This window comes from Kitasatospora sp. NPDC001119 (assembly GCF_053598475.1).
The window spans coordinates 207,398-224,501 of sequence record NZ_JBSFKI010000003.1 but is presented as its reverse complement, the minus strand read 5'-3'; the positions used below and the strand labels follow the sequence as shown (position 1 = coordinate 224,501).

Annotated in this window: 17 protein-coding genes; 16 read left to right on the top strand and 1 reads right to left on the bottom strand. The window is 71.8% G+C overall.

All coding sequences use genetic code 11. The features are described 5' to 3' along the window. Positions 1-49 precede the first annotated feature (49 nt). The 5 genes from ACWDD9_RS05255 (at position 50) to ACWDD9_RS05235 (ending at position 4,258) form a co-directional block, all read left to right on the top strand. Positions 50-1,156 (top strand): M24 family metallopeptidase, encoded by a 1,107-nt coding sequence (locus ACWDD9_RS05255; protein WP_117487146.1) that lies wholly within the window; start codon positions 50-52, stop codon positions 1,154-1,156. Positions 1,157-1,232: 76 nt separating this feature from the next. After that, positions 1,233-1,796 carry an elongation factor P gene (efp, locus tag ACWDD9_RS05250; RefSeq protein WP_049651352.1) on the top strand — a complete coding sequence of 188 codons (564 nt, stop codon included), beginning with the start codon at positions 1,233-1,235 and terminating at the stop codon, positions 1,794-1,796. A gap of 4 nt (positions 1,797-1,800) precedes the next feature. Continuing rightward, positions 1,801-2,238, top strand: a complete 438-nt coding sequence (gene nusB, locus ACWDD9_RS05245; protein WP_049651353.1) for a transcription antitermination factor NusB — start codon at positions 1,801-1,803, stop codon at positions 2,236-2,238. A 142-nt stretch (positions 2,239-2,380) separates the two neighbouring features. After that, positions 2,381-3,208: a thioesterase family protein gene (locus ACWDD9_RS05240; protein ID WP_049651354.1), complete on the top strand. Its 828-nt coding sequence runs from the start codon at positions 2,381-2,383 to the stop codon at positions 3,206-3,208. A 135-nt stretch (positions 3,209-3,343) separates the two neighbouring features. Continuing rightward, positions 3,344-4,258, top strand: a complete 915-nt coding sequence (locus tag ACWDD9_RS05235; protein WP_143204534.1) for a hypothetical protein — start codon at positions 3,344-3,346, stop codon at positions 4,256-4,258. A gap of 148 nt (positions 4,259-4,406) precedes the next feature. On the opposite strand, the gene bldD is transcribed toward ACWDD9_RS05235, so the two are convergent. Further along, complete coding sequence (gene bldD / locus ACWDD9_RS05230) at positions 4,407-4,910, bottom strand: transcriptional regulator BldD (protein ID WP_030056198.1); 504 nt, start codon at positions 4,908-4,910, stop codon at positions 4,407-4,409. A 329-nt stretch (positions 4,911-5,239) separates the two neighbouring features. Here bldD and pyrR point away from each other — a divergent pair, with 329 nt between their 5' ends. The 11 genes from pyrR (at position 5,240) to rpoZ (ending at position 16,996) form a co-directional block, all read left to right on the top strand. Next, complete coding sequence (gene pyrR, locus ACWDD9_RS05225) at positions 5,240-5,863, top strand: bifunctional pyr operon transcriptional regulator/uracil phosphoribosyltransferase PyrR (RefSeq protein WP_049651356.1); 624 nt, start codon at positions 5,240-5,242, stop codon at positions 5,861-5,863. Positions 5,864-5,868: 5 nt separating this feature from the next. Further along, positions 5,869-6,858 (top strand): aspartate carbamoyltransferase catalytic subunit, encoded by a 990-nt coding sequence (locus ACWDD9_RS05220; protein WP_049651357.1) that lies wholly within the window; start codon positions 5,869-5,871, stop codon positions 6,856-6,858. After that, the gene (locus ACWDD9_RS05215) at positions 6,855-8,156 is read left to right on the top strand and encodes a dihydroorotase (RefSeq protein ID WP_049651358.1); all 1,302 of its coding nucleotides are present in this window, start codon (positions 6,855-6,857) and stop codon (positions 8,154-8,156) included. Before ACWDD9_RS05220 ends, ACWDD9_RS05215 begins: the two co-directional genes overlap by 4 nt. Further along, positions 8,156-8,719: a PH-like domain-containing protein gene (locus ACWDD9_RS05210; protein ID WP_449810890.1), complete on the top strand. Its 564-nt coding sequence runs from the start codon at positions 8,156-8,158 to the stop codon at positions 8,717-8,719. Before ACWDD9_RS05215 ends, ACWDD9_RS05210 begins: the two co-directional genes overlap by 1 nt. Further along, complete coding sequence (gene carA / locus ACWDD9_RS05205; protein ID WP_117487144.1) at positions 8,716-9,873, top strand: glutamine-hydrolyzing carbamoyl-phosphate synthase small subunit; 1,158 nt, start codon at positions 8,716-8,718, stop codon at positions 9,871-9,873. The genes ACWDD9_RS05210 and carA overlap by 4 nt, the downstream gene beginning before the upstream one ends. After that, positions 9,866-13,174, top strand: a complete 3,309-nt coding sequence (gene carB, locus ACWDD9_RS05200) for a carbamoyl-phosphate synthase large subunit (RefSeq protein WP_117487143.1) — start codon at positions 9,866-9,868, stop codon at positions 13,172-13,174. Before carA ends, carB begins: the two co-directional genes overlap by 8 nt. 89 nt (positions 13,175-13,263) lie before the next feature. Beyond that, a complete protein-coding gene (locus ACWDD9_RS05195; protein WP_449810841.1) occupies positions 13,264-14,367 on the top strand; it encodes a quinone-dependent dihydroorotate dehydrogenase in 1,104 nt (367 codons plus the stop codon). Positions 14,368-14,411: 44 nt separating this feature from the next. Further along, complete coding sequence (pyrF, locus tag ACWDD9_RS05190; protein ID WP_049651363.1) at positions 14,412-15,242, top strand: orotidine-5'-phosphate decarboxylase; 831 nt, start codon at positions 14,412-14,414, stop codon at positions 15,240-15,242. A 516-nt stretch (positions 15,243-15,758) separates the two neighbouring features. Continuing rightward, positions 15,759-16,085: an integration host factor, actinobacterial type gene (mihF, locus tag ACWDD9_RS05185; protein ID WP_030056187.1), complete on the top strand. Its 327-nt coding sequence runs from the start codon at positions 15,759-15,761 to the stop codon at positions 16,083-16,085. 49 nt (positions 16,086-16,134) lie between these two features. Continuing rightward, positions 16,135-16,692 carry a guanylate kinase gene (gene gmk / locus ACWDD9_RS05180; protein WP_049651364.1) on the top strand — a complete coding sequence of 186 codons (558 nt, stop codon included), beginning with the start codon at positions 16,135-16,137 and terminating at the stop codon, positions 16,690-16,692. Between the two features lie 37 nt (positions 16,693-16,729). Next, positions 16,730-16,996, top strand: coding sequence for a DNA-directed RNA polymerase subunit omega (gene rpoZ, locus ACWDD9_RS05175; protein ID WP_030056185.1), 267 nt, complete (start codon positions 16,730-16,732; stop codon positions 16,994-16,996). The last annotated feature ends 108 nt before the right edge of the window (positions 16,997-17,104 follow it).

Below are 17,104 nucleotides of genomic sequence, written 5' to 3'. Positions count from 1 at the left end.
CGGGGGTGCTCGGCGGGCGCTTCGGGCCGGGGGTTCGTAGGCTCGACGCATGGCGGATGCGTACGCGGGGCGGCGGGAGCGGGTGAGGGAGCACTGCAGCGCGGCCGGGGCCGATGCGGCGCTGATCACCCGTGCGGCGAACGTGCGGTACCTGACGGGCTGCGCGCCCTGCGGGGCGAGCCTGTTGCTGACCAGGGAGCGGGCGCTGCTGGCGCTGCCGGACGACCTGCCGCCGGACGACACCGGGGAGCACCTGATCGCCCCGGACGTCACCCGGCTGCCGGTGGCGGCCGGCTCGGACACCGCGCTGGCCGCCGCGGCCGCGGCCACCCGCTCCGGGGTGTCGGGCCTGGCGGTGGAGGAGCACGACCTGACCGTCAGCCGGCACCGGGCGGTGGGCGACCTGATAGCGGGGACCCGGCTGGTGGACCTCGGCCGGACGGTCGAGCGACTGCGGGTGGTCAAGGACGAGCACGAGATCGCGGACCTGCGGATCGCCGCCGAGATCGCCGACCAGGCGCTGGGCGAGCTGCTGGAGTCGATCCTGGTCGGCCGCACCGAGCGGCACCTGGCGATGGAGCTGGAGCGCCGGATGATCGACCACGGCGCCGACCGGGCGGCCTTCCCGGTCTCGGTCGGCACCGGCAGCCACTCCGGCCAGGCCGCCCACCAGCCGACCGACCGCCGGGTGGAGGAGGGCGACTTCCTGACCGTGGTGATGGGCGCCCAGTACCGCGGCTACGGCGTCTCCACCGCCCGCACCTTCGTGATCGGCGCCGCCCCCGCGCCCTGGCAGGTGGAGCTGCACCGGCTGGTCTTCCGGGCCCAGCGGGCCGGGCGGGAGGCGCTCGGACCAGGCGTGGAGCAGTGCGTACCCGACCGGGCCGCCCGGCAGGTCCTGGAGGCGGCCGGCCACACCGAGCCCTCCCCGCACCCGGTGGGCCACGGCATCGGGCTGGAGATCCGGGAGGCGCCGCGCCTCGGTCCGGCGGACATGGGTAAACTGGACAGCCGCGTGCCGGTCACCGTCGGTCCGGGGGTTCACCTCCCGGGCAGGGGCGGCGTCCGGATCGAGGACACGCTCGTCGTGCGCCCCCTTGAGGAGGGCGGGCCCGAGCTGCTCACCATCACCACCAAGGAGCTCCTCGCCCTGTGACCGCGGCCCCCGGGGCCGTGGGCGGCAGGACGCAATCCCTTGGTTCCTTGACAGCTATACAGGAGTAAGTGCGCCCGTGGCTTCCACGAACGATCTCAAGAACGGCATGGTCCTCAAGCTGGAGGGCGGCAAGCTCTGGTCCGTCGTCGAGTTCCAGCACGTCAAGCCCGGCAAGGGCCCGGCCTTCGTGCGTACCAAGCTCAAGGAGGTCCTGACCGGCAAGGTCGTCGACAAGACCTTCAACGCGGGCACCAAGGTCGAGACCGCCAACGTCGACAAGCGCGGCATGCAGTTCTCGTACAAGGACGGCGAGAACTTCGTGTTCATGGACATGGACACCTACGACCAGCTGACCATCGAGCCGTCGGTCGTCGGCGACGCCGCCAAGTACCTGCTGGAGGGCTTCGAGGCCCTCGTCGCGCAGAACGAGGGCTCGGTCCTCTACATCGAGCTCCCGGCCGCGGTCGAGCTGACCATCGCCGAGACCGAGCCGGGCGTCCAGGGCGACCGCTCGACCGGTGGCACCAAGCCGGCCACCCTGGAGACGGGCGCCGAGATCCAGGTGCCGCTCTTCGTCACCACCGGTGAGAAGGTCAAGGTCGACACCCGCGACGGCAGCTACCTCGGCCGGGTGAAGTAAGTCCGTGTCGGCCGCACGCAGCAAGGCCCGCACGCGGGCCTTCCAGATCCTCTTCGAGGCCGACCACCGTGGGGTAGACCCGCAGCAGGTCCTCGCCGACTGGGTGGCCCGCGCCCGCGAGCCCAAGCCCGACGAGGGCACCCCGCAGGTCGGTGAGTACACCATGGAGCTCATCGAGGGGTACGTCCAGCACGCTCGTCGCATCGACGACCTGATCGAGCAGTACGCCGTGGGCTGGACGCTCGACCGGATGCCGATCGTGGACCGCAACGTCCTGCGGCTCGGTGCGTACGAGCTGATCTGGGAGGACGGCGTCCCGGACGCCGTCGTCCTGGACGAGGCCGTCGAGATCGCCAAGGAGTTCTCCACGGACGACTCCCCGGCCTTCGTCAACGGCCTGCTCGCCCGCTTCCTCGAGCTGAAGCCGAGCATCCGCCGCTGAGTGGTCGAATCCCGTGAACGGCCGTCGGACCCGAACAGGTGTCCGGCGGCCGTTCCGCGTTTCATCCGGGCGGCGTAGGGTGAGGGCCTACTTGTCAGTAACTTGACGTCCGGAAGCACGCGTGAAGGGCAGGTCCCCCCACATGACCACGGCGATCCGCAGCGAGTTCGACCAGGGCATCGCCCTGACCAGGCACCCCGAGGAGGCCGGCCGGTACGAGGCCGAGCTCGGCGCCGGCTGGCAGATCGGCGGCGGGGTGAACGGCGGACTGCTGCTCGCGGTGGCCGGACACGCGCTGTCGCTGGAGCACGGCACCCACCCGGACCCGGTGTCGATCAGCGGTTACTACCTGTCCGCCTCCACGCCCGGCCCGGCCACCGTCCGCACCGAGGTGCTGCGCACCGGCCGCGGCCTGTCCACCGGCACCGCCTCGCTCAGCCAGGACGGCGTCGAGCGGCTGCGCGTGGTGGCCAGCCACGGCGACCTCGCCACCGCCGACGGCGAGGTGCGCACCAGCGCGCTGCCGCCGCAGCTGCCGCCGCCGGACCAGTGCATCGGCGTCGAGCACGCGCCCAAGGAGCTGATCGCCCAGGCCGCCCTGCTGGAGCGGTTCGACCTGCGGCTGGACCCGGCCACCATCGGCTGGGCGCTCGGGCAGCCCTCCGGCAACGGGCGGATCCAGGGCTGGTTCCGGCTCGCCGACGGCCGCGAGCCCGACCCGCTGCTGCTCCTGCTGGTCGCCGACGCGCTGCCGCCGGTCACCTTCGACCTCGGCCTGCCGGGCTGGGCCCCCACCGTCGAGCTGACCGTCCACCTGCGCGCCAGGCCGGTGCCCGGCTGGCTGCGGGTCACCCACGCGACCCGCAACCTGGCCGGCGGCTACTTCGAGGAGGACGCGGAGGTCTGGGACGAGTCCGGCCGCCTGGTCGCGCAGTCCCGCCAGCTGGCCCGCGCGCCCCGCTCCGCCTGACGCCCGCGCGACCCGCATTACCGGTGGTTACATTCCTGTGACACGCCGTACGTGTGCGACGCGCGCGGATGGGGAGGAAGACGGTCAGCGGCACGCCTGCCGCCGACCGTCCTCCCCTGAAGCCAGGAGCCACCGATGAGTCATTTGGGGCGCGCCCGCCGTAACTCCGACTGCACCGCCGGCGGCTCGCGGCCCGTGGTGCGGTCGCACCGGCCGCGGCGGGTCGAGGGCGCCGAGCAGGCGTTCGTCATCGGAGTGCTCACCAACGCCGCGGACTTCGCCCGGGCCCGCGCCTGGGGGATCTCCGACGCCCCCGACCACGAGCGCTACCTGGCCGACACCGCCGACCTGCTGGCCGAGGCGCTGGAGCGGTTCGACACCGTCCGGGCCCGGACGTTCCACCCGCAGGACTTCGAGGAGTTCTGCCTGCTGAACGGGCTGGACCCGGCCGAGCCCGCGGCCCGCGACCGCTACCTGGTCAACCCGGCCCTGCAGACCCAGCTGCTGGCCTATCAGGGCGAGGAGCTGGCCGGGGACTTCGTGCCGCGCCTGGTGCGCGCCCGGGAGAACGGGCTGACGCTCTGCCACGCCGACCTGCTGCTCGACGGGGGCCTGTACGGGGGCGCGGGCGCGTCCGACGAGGAGCACGCCGCCTGGGTGCGCGCCGCCTACGAGCGCGGGGGCGAGGTGTTCCGGCGGATGCTGGTCGGCGCGGGCGCCGGGGTGTACGAGCTGCGCCTGCGGGTGGACGCGCCCGGCGGCGGGCTGACCGCCGCGGCCCGGGTGCTCCAGTGGGAGGACGGCGTGGTCCGGATCAACGACGAGGACCTGGAGCTGGTCTGCGCGGTGCTCTGCACCGGGCTGGCCCTGGAGCTGCCGGGCGTCGCGGTGCTGCACGGCTCGCAGGGCTCGGCGGCCTCCTGCGGGGAGTACCTGCCGGCCTCCTGGGCCTGGTCGAGCGGCGGGCAGGAGTGGGCCCCGGCCGACCGGCCGGTCCGGCTGGACGGCGTGGCGGCGCAGCCCGGCTACAGCCTGGGGACGGTCTGCTGACGCCTCCGCCGCCCCGGGGTGGTGTGGCTACACCGCGGCGCGGCCCCCGGTCTGGGGAGCCGCGCCGTGACGTTTCTGCTTGCCAGCACTAGTGGCGGGAGTGCTGGGTTGTGCCTGGATCCGCTGGCGGGAGCCGGTGCGGTGAGCCTCAGCTCGCATCCTCCTCGCGCACCGCACGGCGCGCGTCGGGGTTCAGCACGCCCCAGGAGATCAGCTGCTCGGTGAGGATCGACGGGGACTGGTCGTAGATCACGGCCAGGGTGCGCAGGTCGTCCTGGCGGATCGACAGCACCTTGCCGTTGTAGTCGCCGCGCTGGCTCTGGATGGTCGCCGCGTAGCGCTGCAGCGGGCCGGCCTTCTCGGAGGGGACCTGGGTCAGTCTCTCCAGGTCGAGGACCAGGCGCGGCGGCGGCTCGGCCGCGCCGCCGGGCGTACCGCCGGGCAGCAGCTCCTGGACCGGGACGCCGTAGAACTCCGCCAGTTCGGCCAGTCGCTGCACGGTGACCGCACGGTCACCACGCTCGTACGAACCGACGACGACTGCCTTCCAGCGCCCCTGGGACTTCTCCTCGACACCGTGCAGGGAGAGACCCTGCTGAGTGCGGATCGCTCGGAGCTTGCCTCCGAGTTGCTTCGCGTAGTCGCTGGACATTGATCTCCCCGGACGAGATTGCTTCGCGTTCAGTGGTGGGTCACGGGCGATTGCCGACGCCGTTACCGGTGGGTCCGACGTCCGTCTCGTAACTCACTGTGAGGTTACGTAGAGTAAGGTAGTTGCGTCAAGCCGAATGGGGCAGTCGTGCGAATGGCCCGCATCGGCGGCGCGTCCGGAGTGTTAACCCGGGGAAGCGGAATGGTGGACGTCTGTTTGCCGTCCGGCGCGCTGGTAGGATGACCGAAGCCCGCGCCCGGTCGGCGGGGGCCATCCCAGACATCCTTTAAGGCCCGTCCAGTGAGGCGGGGAAGGAGGTCCGCTTCGGCATGACCACACACCACGAACCCACGCCGCGGCCGCCGCACCAGGTGCTCGACGGCACGGACATCGCCCGGGTCGTCACCCGGATAGCGCACGAGATCGTCGAGCGCGCCAAGGGCGCGGAGGACGTCGTGCTGCTCGGCATCCACACCAGGGGCGTCCACCTCGCCCGCCGCCTGCACGACCGGCTGGCCCAGATCACCGGGCGCGAGATCCCGCTGGGCTCCCTGGACATCACCATGTACCGGGACGACCTGCGGCTGAAGCCCGCCCGGGCCCTGGAGCACACCGAGATCCCGCCCGGCGGCATCGACGGCAAGCTCGTCATCCTGGTCGACGACGTGCTCTTCTCCGGCCGCACCATCCGCGCCGCGCTCGACGCGCTGAGCGACATCGGCCGCCCGCGCGCCGTCCAGCTCGCCGTCCTGGTCGACCGCGGCCACCGCGAGCTGCCGATCCGCGCCGACTACGTGGGCAAGAACCTCCCCACCTCGCTGCGCGAGGCCGTGCAGGTGCGCCTCGCCGACCGCGACGGCGTGGACGCCGTCCTGGTCGGCGACCGCGACTTCGCCCAGCGCTCCTCGCAGGCCCTGGCCCCCCAGTCTTCCGAACCGCACCTCCCGGAGTAGCCCGCGTGAAGCGCCACCTCGTCTCCGCCGCCGACCTCAGCCGCGACGACGCGCTGCTGATCCTGGACACCGCCGAGGAGCTCGCCCAGCTCTCCGGCCGGGCCGTCAAGAAGCTGCCCACGCTGCGCGGCCGCACCGTCGTCAACCTCTTCTTCGAGGACTCCACCCGGACGAAGACCTCCTTCGAGGTCGCCGAGAAGCGGCTCTCGGCCGACGTCATCAACTTCTCCGCCAAGGGCTCCTCGGTCTCCAAGGGCGAGAGCCTCAAGGACACCGCGCTGACCCTCCAGGCGATGGGCGCCGACGCGGTGGTCATCCGCCACCACGCCTCCGGCGCCCCGGCCCGGCTGGCCCAGTCCGACTGGCTGCACGGCAGTGTGATCAACGCCGGTGACGGCACCCACGAGCACCCCACCCAGGCGCTGCTCGACGCCTTCACCATGCGCCGCCACCTCAACCCGGGCGCCGGCCAGGACCTCGCGGGCCGCCGGGTGACCATCGTCGGCGACGTCCTGCACAGCCGGGTCGCCCGCTCCAACGTCCACCTGCTGAACACCCTCGGCGCGCAGGTGACCTTCGTCGCCCCGCCGACCCTGCTGCCGATCGGGATCGAGAACTGGCCCTGCGAGGTCAGCTACGACCTGGACAGCGTGCTGCCCAAGACGGACTCGCTGATGATGCTGCGGGTGCAGCGCGAGCGGATGAACGCCGCGTTCTTCCCGACCGAGCGCGAGTACAGCCGCCGCTACGGCATGAACGGCCGCCGGATGGCCCAGCTGCCGGACCACGCGATCGTGATGCACCCCGGTCCGATGGTCCGCGGCATGGAGATCACCGCCGAGGTCGCCGACTCGCCGCGCTGCACCGCGATCGAGCAGGTCGCCAACGGCGTCTCCGTCCGGATGGCCGTCCTCTACCTGCTGCTCGGCGGCGCCGTCTTCGCCGACGCGCCCACCGACACCCCCCGTACCGACTCCGTGGAGACCGCCCAGTGACCAGCTACCTGATCCGCAACGCCAAGATCCTGGGCGGCGCCCCGCAGGACCTCCACCTCGCCGACGGCGTCGTCCAGGCGATCGGCACCGGCCTGACGGTCGAGGCGGACATCGAGATCGACGCCACCGGGCTGATCGCCCTGCCCGGCCTGGTCGACCTGCACACCCACCTGCGCGAGCCCGGCCGCGAGGACGCCGAGACCGTGCTCACCGGCACCCGGGCCGCCGCGATGGGCGGCTTCACCGCCGTGCACGCGATGGCCAACACCACCCCGGTGGCCGACACCGCCGGCGTGGTCGAGCAGGTCTGGCGGCTCGGCCAGGAGGCCGGCTACTGCGACGTGCAGCCGGTCGGCGCCGTCACCGTCGGCCTGGAGGGCAAGCAGCTCGCCGAGCTCGGCGCGATGCACGAGTCCGCCGCCGACGTCCGGGTCTTCTCCGACGACGGCAAGTGCGTGGACGACGCGGTGCTGATGCGCCGCGCCCTGGAGTACGTCAAGGCCTTCGACGGCGTCGTCGCCCAGCACGCCCAGGAGCCGCGGCTCACCGAGGGCGCCCAGATGAACGAGGGCCAGGTCTCCGGCGAGCTCGGGCTCGGCGGCTGGCCGGCCGTCGCCGAGGAGTCGATCATCGCCCGCGACGTGCTGCTCGCCGCGCACGTCGGCTCCCGGCTGCACGTCTGCCACCTCTCCACGGCCGGCTCGGTCGAGATCGTCCGCTGGGCCAAGTCCAAGGGCTGGGACGTCACCGCCGAGGTGACCCCGCACCACCTGCTGCTCACCGACGAGCTGGTCCGCACCTACGACCCGGTCTACAAGGTGAACCCGCCGCTGCGCACCGCCGAGGACGTCCGGGCACTGCGCGAGGCGCTGGCCGACGGCACCATCGACGCCGTCGCCACCGACCACGCGCCGCACCCGGCCGAGGACAAGGACTGCGAGTGGGCCGTGGCCGCGATGGGCATGGTCGGCCTGGAGACCGCCCTGTCGGTCGTGCAGCAGACCATGGTCGACACCGGCCTGCTGAACTGGGAGGGCGTCGCGGACCGGATGTCGCACCGCCCGGCCCGGATCGGCCGTCTCACCGGTCACGGCCGGCCGATCTCGGTGGGTGAGCCCGCCAACCTGGTGCTGTTCGATCCCGCGTACCGTGGTGCCGTGAACCCGGACAGCTTCGCCACCCGCAGCCGCAACACCCCCTACAAGGGCCTGGACCTGCCCGGACGGGTGCACGCCACCTTCCTGCGCGGGCGCGCCACCGTGCTGGCCGGCGAGCTCGCCGAGCGGGGCGAGGCGTGATGGACCGCGCCGCGCTCGCCCAGGAGCAGGCGAAGGTCACCGACTGGCCCGGGTACATCGGCTGGTCCATCGGCCTGCTGATCGTGATCGGCCTCGTCTACTGGCTGATGCGCCAGGGCTGGAACTGGCGGCGCACCCTGCAGTCCGGGATCCCGCCGCTGCCGGCCGTGCCGTCCCGCGCCGGGCGCACCATCCTGGAGACCAGCGGCCGGTACCACGGCACGACCACCGCCGGGAACTGGCTGGACCGGGTCGTCGCCCACGGCCTGGGCACCCGCAGCCGCGCCGACCTCACCCTCGGCGAGGACGGCCTGCTGGTGCAGCGCCCGGGCGACGTCGACTTCTGGATCCCGGCCGAGCACCTGACCGGTGCCCGTACGGACTCCGGGATCGCCGGCAAGGTCGTCCCCTCCGGGCTGCTCGTCGTCACCTGGACGCACGAGGGCGCCGAGCTGGACTCCGGTTTCCGGGCCGACCACCCCGATGAGCACGCCGCCTGGGTCGAGGCGGTCGCCCAACTCGCAACACGTACGAAGACGAAGACGGAAGAGGCCGCGCAATGACCGCACCTGCCCCCACCACGCAGCGCCAACGGCGGGAACGAGTGCCTGCCGTGCTCGTCCTGGAGGACGGCCGGACGTTCCGCGGACAGGCCTACGGCGCCATCGGCGAGACCTTCGGCGAGGCGGTCTTCAACACCGGCATGTCCGGCTACCAGGAGACCCTCACCGACCCGTCGTACCACCGCCAGGTGGTCGTGATGACCGCCCCGCAGATCGGCAACACCGGCTGGAACGACGAGGACGACGAGTCCAAGCAGATCTGGGTCGCCGGCTACGTGGTGCGCGACCCCGCCCGGGTCGCCTCCAACTGGCGCTCCCGCCGCTCGCTCGACGAGGAACTGGTCAACCAGGGTGTCGTCGGCATCAGCGGCATCGACACCCGCGCGCTGACCCGCCACCTGCGCGAGCGCGGCGCGATGCGCTGCGGCATCTTCTCCGGCGAGGCGCTGGCCGACCAGGCCGCCCTGCTGGCCCGGGTGCAGCAGTCGCCCGAGATGAAGGGCGCCGACCTGTGCGCCGAGGTCGCCACCACCGAGGCGTACGTGGTACCCGCGATCGGTGAGAAGAAGTTCACCGTCGCCGCGCTGGACCTCGGCATCAAGGCGATGACCCCGCAGCGGATGGCCGAGCGCGGCATCGAGGTGCACGTGCTGCCGGCGAACTCCACCCTGGAGGACCTCTACGCCGTCAACCCGGACGGCGTGTTCTTCTCCAACGGCCCGGGCGACCCGGCCACCGCCGACCACCAGGTCGCCGTGGCGCAGGGCGTGCTGGAGCGCAAGACCCCGTTCTTCGGGATCTGCTTCGGCAACCAGATCCTCGGCCGCGCCCTGGGCTTCGGCACCTACAAGCTCAAGTACGGCCACCGCGGCATCAACCAGCCGGTGCAGGACCGCACCACCGGCACGGTCGAGGTGACCGCCCACAACCACGGCTTCGCCGTGAACGCCCCGCTGGACAAGGTGAGCGACACCCCCTACGGGCGGGTCGAGGTCTCCCACGTCTGCCTCAACGACGACGTGGTCGAGGGCCTCCAGGCACTCGACGTCCCCGCCTTCAGCGTGCAGTACCACCCCGAAGCGGCCGCCGGTCCGCACGACGCCGCCTACCTGTTCGACCGCTTCGTGAAGCTCATGGAGGGCCAGCGTGCCTAAGCGCTCTGACATCAAGTCCGTCCTGGTGATCGGCTCCGGTCCGATCGTGATCGGCCAGGCCGCCGAGTTCGACTACTCGGGTACGCAGGCCTGCCGGGTCCTCAAGGCCGAGGGCCTGCGGGTCGTGCTGGTCAACTCCAACCCGGCCACGATCATGACCGACCCGGAGATCGCCGACGCCACCTACGTCGAGCCGATCACCCCGGAGTTCGTCGAGAAGATCATCGCCAAGGAGCGCCCCGACGCGCTGCTGCCGACCCTGGGCGGCCAGACCGCGCTCAACACCGCGATCTCGCTGCACGCGGCGGGCACGCTGGAGAAGTACGGCGTCGAGCTGATCGGCGCCGACGTCGAGGCGATCAACAAGGGCGAGGACCGCGAGCTCTTCAAGGGCGTCGTCGAGGCCGTCAACGCCAAGATCGGCCACGGCGAGTCCGCCCGCTCGGTCATCTGCCACACCATGGACGAGGTGCTGGCCGGCGTCGACACGCTCGGCGGCTACCCGGTCGTCGTCCGCCCCTCCTTCACCATGGGCGGCGCCGGCTCCGGCTTCGCCCACAACGAGGAGGACCTGCGCCGCATCGCCGGCCAGGGCCTGACCCTCTCGCCGACCACCGAGGTGCTCCTGGAGGAGTCCATCCTCGGCTGGAAGGAGTACGAGCTGGAGCTGATGCGCGACAAGAACGACAACGTCGTGGTCGTCTGCTCCATCGAGAACTTCGACCCGATGGGCGTCCACACCGGTGACTCGATCACCGTCGCCCCGGCGATGACGCTCACCGACCGCGAGTACCAGATCCTGCGCGACATCGGCATCGCCGTCATCCGCGAGGTCGGCGTGGACACCGGCGGCTGCAACATCCAGTTCGCCGTCAACCCCGAGGACGGCCGGGTCATCGTCATCGAGATGAACCCGCGCGTCTCCCGCTCCTCGGCGCTCGCCTCCAAGGCCACCGGCTTCCCGATCGCCAAGATCGCCGCCAAGCTGGCCGTCGGCTACACCCTGGACGAGATCCCCAACGACATCACCGAGCAGACCCCGGCCTCCTTCGAGCCGACCCTCGACTACGTCGTCGTCAAGGTGCCGCGGTTCGCGTTCGAGAAGTTCCCGAGCGCCGACGCCACGCTGACCACCACCATGAAGTCGGTCGGCGAGGCGATGGCCATGGGCCGCAACTTCCCCGAGGCCCTGCAGAAGGCGCTGCGCTCGCTGGAGAAGAAGGGCTCCCAGTTCAACTGGACCGGCCCGCTCGGGGAGAAGACCGAGCTGCTGGTCAAGGCCACCGTGCCGACCGACGGCCGGATCAACACCGTGATGGACGCCATCCGGGCCGGCGCCACCCCGGAGGAGGTCTTCGAGTACACGAAGATCGACCCGTGGTTCGTCGACCAGCTCTTCCTGCTGGACGAGATCGCCGGCGAGCTGGCCGAGGCCGAGGAGCTCACCCCCGAGCTGCTGCGCCACGCCAAGCGGCACGGCTTCTCCGACCAGCAGATCGGCGAGATCCGCGGCCTGAAGCCGGACGTCGTCCGCGAGGTGCGCCACGCCCTCGGCATCCGCCCGGTGTTCAAGACCGTCGACACCTGCGCCGCCGAGTTCGCCGCCAAGACCCCGTACTTCTACTCGTCCTACGACGAGGAGAACGAGGTCGCCCCGCGCACCAAGCCCGCCGTGATCATCCTGGGCTCCGGCCCGAACCGCATCGGCCAGGGCATCGAGTTCGACTACTCCTGCGTGCACGCCTCCTTCGCGCTCGCCGACGCCGGGTACGAGACCGTCATGGTCAACTGCAACCCGGAGACCGTCTCCACCGACTACGACACCTCCGACCGGCTCTACTTCGAGCCGCTCACCCTGGAGGACGTGCTGGAGATCGTCCACGCCGAGCAGCAGGCCGGCCCGCTCGCCGGCGTGATCGTCCAGCTCGGCGGCCAGACCCCGCTCGGCCTGGCCCAGGCGCTCAAGGACAACGGCGTGCCGATCGCCGGCACCCAGCCCGAGGCGATCGACCTCGCCGAGGAGCGCGGCGCCTTCGGCCGCGTCCTGCGCGACGCCGGCCTGCCGGCCCCCAAGCACGGCACCGCCTTCTCCTTCGAGGAGGCCAAGGCGATCGCCGACGAGATCGGCTACCCCGTGCTCGCCCGCCCGTCCTACGTGCTCGGCGGCCGCGGCATGGAGATCGTCTACGACGAGGCCTCGCTCGCCTCCTACCTGGAGCGCCACGCGGGCCTGATCTCCGAGCACCCGGTGCTCATCGACCGCTTCCTCGACGACGCGGTGGAGATCGACGTCGACGCCCTCTACGACGGCACCGAGCTCTACCTCGGCGGCGTCATGGAGCACATCGAGGAGGCCGGCATCCACTCCGGCGACTCCGCCTGCGCGCTGCCCCCGATCACCCTCGGCGGCTACGACATCAAGCGCCTGCGCACCTCCACCGAGGCCATCGCGCGCGGTGTCGGCGTCCGCGGCCTGATCAACATCCAGTTCGCCATGGCCGGGGACATCCTCTACGTGCTGGAGGCCAACCCGCGCGCCTCCCGGACCGTCCCGTTCACCTCCAAGGCGACCGCCGTGCCGCTGGCCAAGGCCGCCGCCCGGATCTCGCTCGGCGCCACCATCGCCGAGCTGCGCGCCGAGGGCCTGCTCCCGGCCGAGGGCGACGGCGGCACGCTGCCCGCCGACGCGCCGATCGCGGTCAAGGAGGCCGTGATGCCGTGGAGCCGCTTCCGCGACATCCACGGCCGCGGCGTGGACACCGTGCTCGGCCCGGAGATGCGCTCGACCGGTGAGGTCATGGGCATCGACAAGGTGTTCGGCACCGCCTACGCGAAGGCGCAGTCCGGCGCGTACGGCGCGCTGCCGACCAAGGGCAAGGTCTTCGTCTCGGTGGCCAACCGGGACAAGCGCAACCTGGTCTTCCCGGCCCGGGCGCTGGTCAACCTCGGCTTCGAGGTGCTCGCCACCGCCGGCACCGCCGAGGTGCTCCACCGCGGCGGCATCCCGTCCACGCTGGTGCGCAAGCACAGCGAGGGCGAGGGCCCGAACGGCGAGCGGACCATCGTCCAGCTGATCCACGACGGTGAGGTCGACCTCATCATCAACACGCCGTACGGCACCGGCGGCCGCCTCGACGGCTACGAGATCCGCACCGCGGCCGTGGCCCGCGCGGTGCCCTGCCTGACCACCGTCCAGGCGATGGGCGCGGCCGTGCAGGGCATGGACGCGCTGCTGCGCGACGAGGTCGGGGTGATGTCGCTCCAGGAGCACGCCGAGCTGATCAACGCCGGCCGCAAGTAGCACCACCGCAGTGGGGGGCACCGGAGCCAGCCGGGTGCCCCCCACTTCCATGAGCAAGCCCGTTATCCGCTCCGGGAGTTGAACCACCCTTGTACAAGCTTCTGTTCGACCTGCTCTTCAAGAGGATGGACCCCGAGAAGGCCCACCACCTCGCCTTCTTCTGGATCCGCCTCGCCTCCTCGGTGCCCGGCCTGCGCACCCTGGTGCGGCTGGTGCTCGCCCCGCGCGACCGGGCCCTGCGCACCCGCGCCCTCGGCCTCGACCTGCCCGGCCCGTTCGGCCTGGCGGCCGGCTTCGACAAGAACGGCGTCGGCATCGACGGCCTGTCGATGCTCGGCTTCGACTACGTCGAGATCGGCACCGTCACCGGCGAGGCCCAGCCCGGCAACCCGGCGCCCCGGCTCTTCCGCCTGGTCGAGGACCGCGCGCTGATCAACCGGATGGGCTTCAACAACCAGGGCTCGGCCCGGGTCGCCGCCCGGCTGGCCGCCCGCCCGCACACCAGCTCCACCCCGGTGCTCGGCGTCAACATCGGCAAGACCAAGGTGGTCGAGGAGGCCGACGCCGTCGCCGACTACGTGAAGTCCACCGAGCGGCTCGCCCAGTACGCCGACTACCTGGTGGTCAACGTCAGTTCGCCGAACACCCCCGGGCTGCGCAACCTCCAGGCCGTGGACCACCTGCGGCCGCTGCTCTCCGCCGTCCGCGAGGCCGCCGACCGCACCACCGCGCACCACGTGCCGCTGCTGGTCAAGATCGCCCCCGACCTGGCCGACGAGGACGTCGACGCGGTCGCCGACCTCGCCCTGGAGCTGGGCCTGGACGGCATCATCGCCACCAACACCACGATCGGCCGCGAGGGCCTGCGCGCCGACGCCGCGCGGGTCGAGGAGATCGGCATGGGCGGCCTGTCCGGCGCCCCGCTCAAGGCCCGCGCCCTGGAGGTCCTCCAGCGGCTGCGCGCCCGCACCGGGGGCCGGCTGACCCTCGTCTCGGTCGGCGGCATCGAGACCGCCGAGGACGCCTGGCAGCGGATCGTCCACGGCGCCGACCTGGTCCAGGGCTACAGCGCCTTCATCTACGAGGGCCCGTTCTGGTGCTGGCGGATCCACAAGGGCCTGTCCGCCAAGGTCCGCGCGGGCGGCTTCCGCAGCCTGGCCGACGCCGTCGGCAGCGCCGTCCGCGGCTCGTGAACACCCCCATCGGTTCTGGACCCACCGGTCCTGGAAAGGACGACATGACCCTCGCCCCGTTCGGCGCCCGGCTGCGCCAGGCCCTCGACACCCGCGGCCAGCTCTGCGTCGGCATCGACCCGCACGCCTCCCTGCTCGCCGCCTGGGGGCTCGGCGACGACCTCGCCGGGCTGGAGTCCTTCAGCCGCACCGTGGTCGAGGCGCTGGCCGACCGGGTGGCCGTGCTGAAGCCGCAGGCCGCCTTCTTCGAGCGCTTCGGCAGCAAGGGCGTCGCGGTGCTGGAGCGCACCGTCGAGGAGGCCCGGGCGGCCGGCGCGCTGGTCCTGATGGACGCCAAGCGCGGCGACATCGGCTCCACCATGGCCGCGTACGCCGAGGCCTTCCTGTCGCCGGGCAGCCCGCTGTTCTCGGACGCGGTGACGGTCAGCCCGTACCTGGGCTTCGGCTCGCTGCGCCCGGCCCTGGACCTGGCCCGGGAGCAGGGCTGCGGCGTGTTCGCGCTGGCGCTCACCTCCAACCCCGAGGGCGCCGAGGTGCAGCGCGCGGTGGGCGCGGACGGCGAGCCGGTCGCGGCCTCGGTGCTGCGGCAGCTGGCGGCCGAGAACGAGGGCGCCGCGCCGCTCGGCTCCTTCGGCGCGGTGGTCGGTGCGACGCTGGCCGACGCGGGCGTGGACCTGGCCATCAACGGCCCGCTGCTGGCCCCCGGGATCGGCGCCCAGGGCGCGACCATGGCGGACCTGCCGCGGGTCTTCGGCGCCTCGGTGATGAACGTGGTGCCGAGCGTCAGCCGCGACGTGCTCAAGCACGGCCCCTCGGTGCCGGCGCTGCGCGCGGCGGCGGAGCGCTTCGTCGGGGAGTTCGCGGGGGCCGTGTAGGGCCCGTCCTGCCGGTCAGCCCGGATCAGGGCGCGGCGTTGGGGTGCGTGCATCGCAAGGCGGAGAAGGGAGTCCATGCGGAGCATCGGCGACCGACGACAACGCGGCGAGGTGCGTGCCCCGGCGTCGCGGACCCGGGAGTGATCGGCAAGACGGGTCCTGGTAGCGGAACCCGTCCTTCAGGTAGCGGGGTGGTGACCCTGCGGAGTGTCCGCAGGACCGCGCGGTGGCCGCCGAGTTGACGTGAGCGCCGTCACATCGGCCCCGCCAAAGTCTCGCAATCGCGGTCATTTTGCCCTGGAAAGTCCTGGTCGGCCTTGGCTGACCAGGACTTTTCGTGTTCTTTTCCTGACGTGGCGCCGCAATCCGGGTAGTGTCCGGCGATAGGTCATCGGCGAGCCGCGATTTCCGTGGCTCCCGCAGGTCAGGGCCTTGTGGTTCCCCTTGCGGACGGTGTCCTCGGTACCGAAACCAGTCCTAGCTCAATCCATCCATCCACACCCTGAGGTGAACGGCGTGGCCCTTCCGCCCCTTACCCCTGAACAGCGCACCGCCGCGCTCGCCAAGGCCGCCGAGGCTCGCCGGGAGCGCGCCGAGGTCAAGAACCGGCTCAAGCACTCCGGCGCCTCCCTGCACGAGGTGATCAAGGCCGGCAAGGCCGACAACGACGTGATCGGCAAGATGAAGGTCTCGGCTCTGCTCGAGTCCCTTCCCGGCGTCGGCAAGGTCCGCGCCAAGCAGATCATGGAGCGCCTCGGCATCAGTGAGAGCCGGCGTGTCCGCGGCCTCGGTACGAACCAGATCGCTTCCCTGGAGCGGGAGTTCGGCGGTGGCGCCGCCTGACCGTGCCCCCGTGGTCCCAGGATCCCCCGCGATCCGGGATAATCGGTGCATGAGTGAGCGTCCGCGGCTGACCGTGCTCTCCGGCCCTTCGGGGGTCGGCAAGAGCACGGTCGTCGCTCATATGAGGAAGATGCACCCCGAGGTCTGGCTCTCGGTGTCGGCGACGACCCGGCACCCGAGGCCCGGCGAGAAGAACGGGGTCCAGTACCACTTCGTCGACAACGACGAGTTCGACAAGCTGGTCGCCAACGGCGAGCTGCTGGAGTGGGCCGAGTTCGCCGGGAACCGTTACGGGACCCCGCGTGCGGCCGTGCAGGAGAAGCTGGAGCGCGGCGAGCCGGTGCTGCTGGAGATCGACCTCCAGGGCGCCCGGCAGGTGCGCGAGTCGATGCCCGAGGCGCAGCTGGTCTTCCTGGCCCCGCCGAGCTGGGACGAGCTGGTCCGCCGGCTGACCGGCCGGGGCACCGAGTCGCAGGACGTGATCGAGAAGCGGCTGGCGGCGGCCAAGATCGAGCTCGCGGCCGAGCCCGAGTTCGACACGACCCTTGTCAACACCTCGGTCGAGCAGGTAGCGGCCGAACTGCTAGCCTTGCTCGGTGTAGCCTGACCTGTCTGTCTTTTCCACCCTTTCGGAAGGTTTTAGCGTGTCCTCTTCCATGACCGCGCCCGAGGGCATCATCAACCCGCCGATCGACGAGCTGCTCGAGGCCACCGACTCCAAGTACAGCCTCGTGATCTACGCCGCCAAGCGCGCGCGCCAGATCAACGCTTACTACTCCCAGCTCGGCGAGGGCCTGCTGGAGTACGTCGGCCCGCTGGTCGACACCCACGTGCACGAGAAGCCGCTGTCGATCGCGCTGCGCGAGATCAACGCGGGCATGCTGACCGCCGAGGCGGTCGAGGCTGCCTGAGGCGGTCGCTGAATTTCCGGGAGGGCCCGGCGGAATCGTTTCCGCCGGGCCCTCCGGCGTTCCCGGCGCCGGAGCGCGGTGCGGAGCGCCGTACGGGGTCGGGCCGGG

Bases quoted from the DNA above. Each gene is read 5' to 3' on its own strand.
- ACWDD9_RS05255 (WP_117487146.1), top strand. From the start codon at position 50: ATGGCGGATGCGTACGCGGGGCGGCGGGAGCGGGTGAGGGAGCACTGC.
- ACWDD9_RS05240 (WP_049651354.1), top strand. From the start codon at position 2,381: ATGACCACGGCGATCCGCAGCGAGTTCGACCAGGGCATCGCCCTGACC.
- ACWDD9_RS05235 (WP_143204534.1), top strand. From the start codon at position 3,344: ATGAGTCATTTGGGGCGCGCCCGCCGTAACTCCGACTGCACCGCCGGC.
- bldD (WP_030056198.1), bottom strand. From the start codon at position 4,910: ATGTCCAGCGACTACGCGAAGCAACTCGGAGGCAAGCTCCGAGCGATC.
- pyrR (WP_049651356.1), top strand. From the start codon at position 5,240: ATGACCACACACCACGAACCCACGCCGCGGCCGCCGCACCAGGTGCTC.
- ACWDD9_RS05210 (WP_449810890.1), top strand. From the start codon at position 8,156: ATGGACCGCGCCGCGCTCGCCCAGGAGCAGGCGAAGGTCACCGACTGG.
- carA (WP_117487144.1), top strand. From the start codon at position 8,716: ATGACCGCACCTGCCCCCACCACGCAGCGCCAACGGCGGGAACGAGTG.
- pyrF (WP_049651363.1), top strand. From the start codon at position 14,412: ATGACCCTCGCCCCGTTCGGCGCCCGGCTGCGCCAGGCCCTCGACACC.
- gmk (WP_049651364.1), top strand. From the start codon at position 16,135: ATGAGTGAGCGTCCGCGGCTGACCGTGCTCTCCGGCCCTTCGGGGGTC.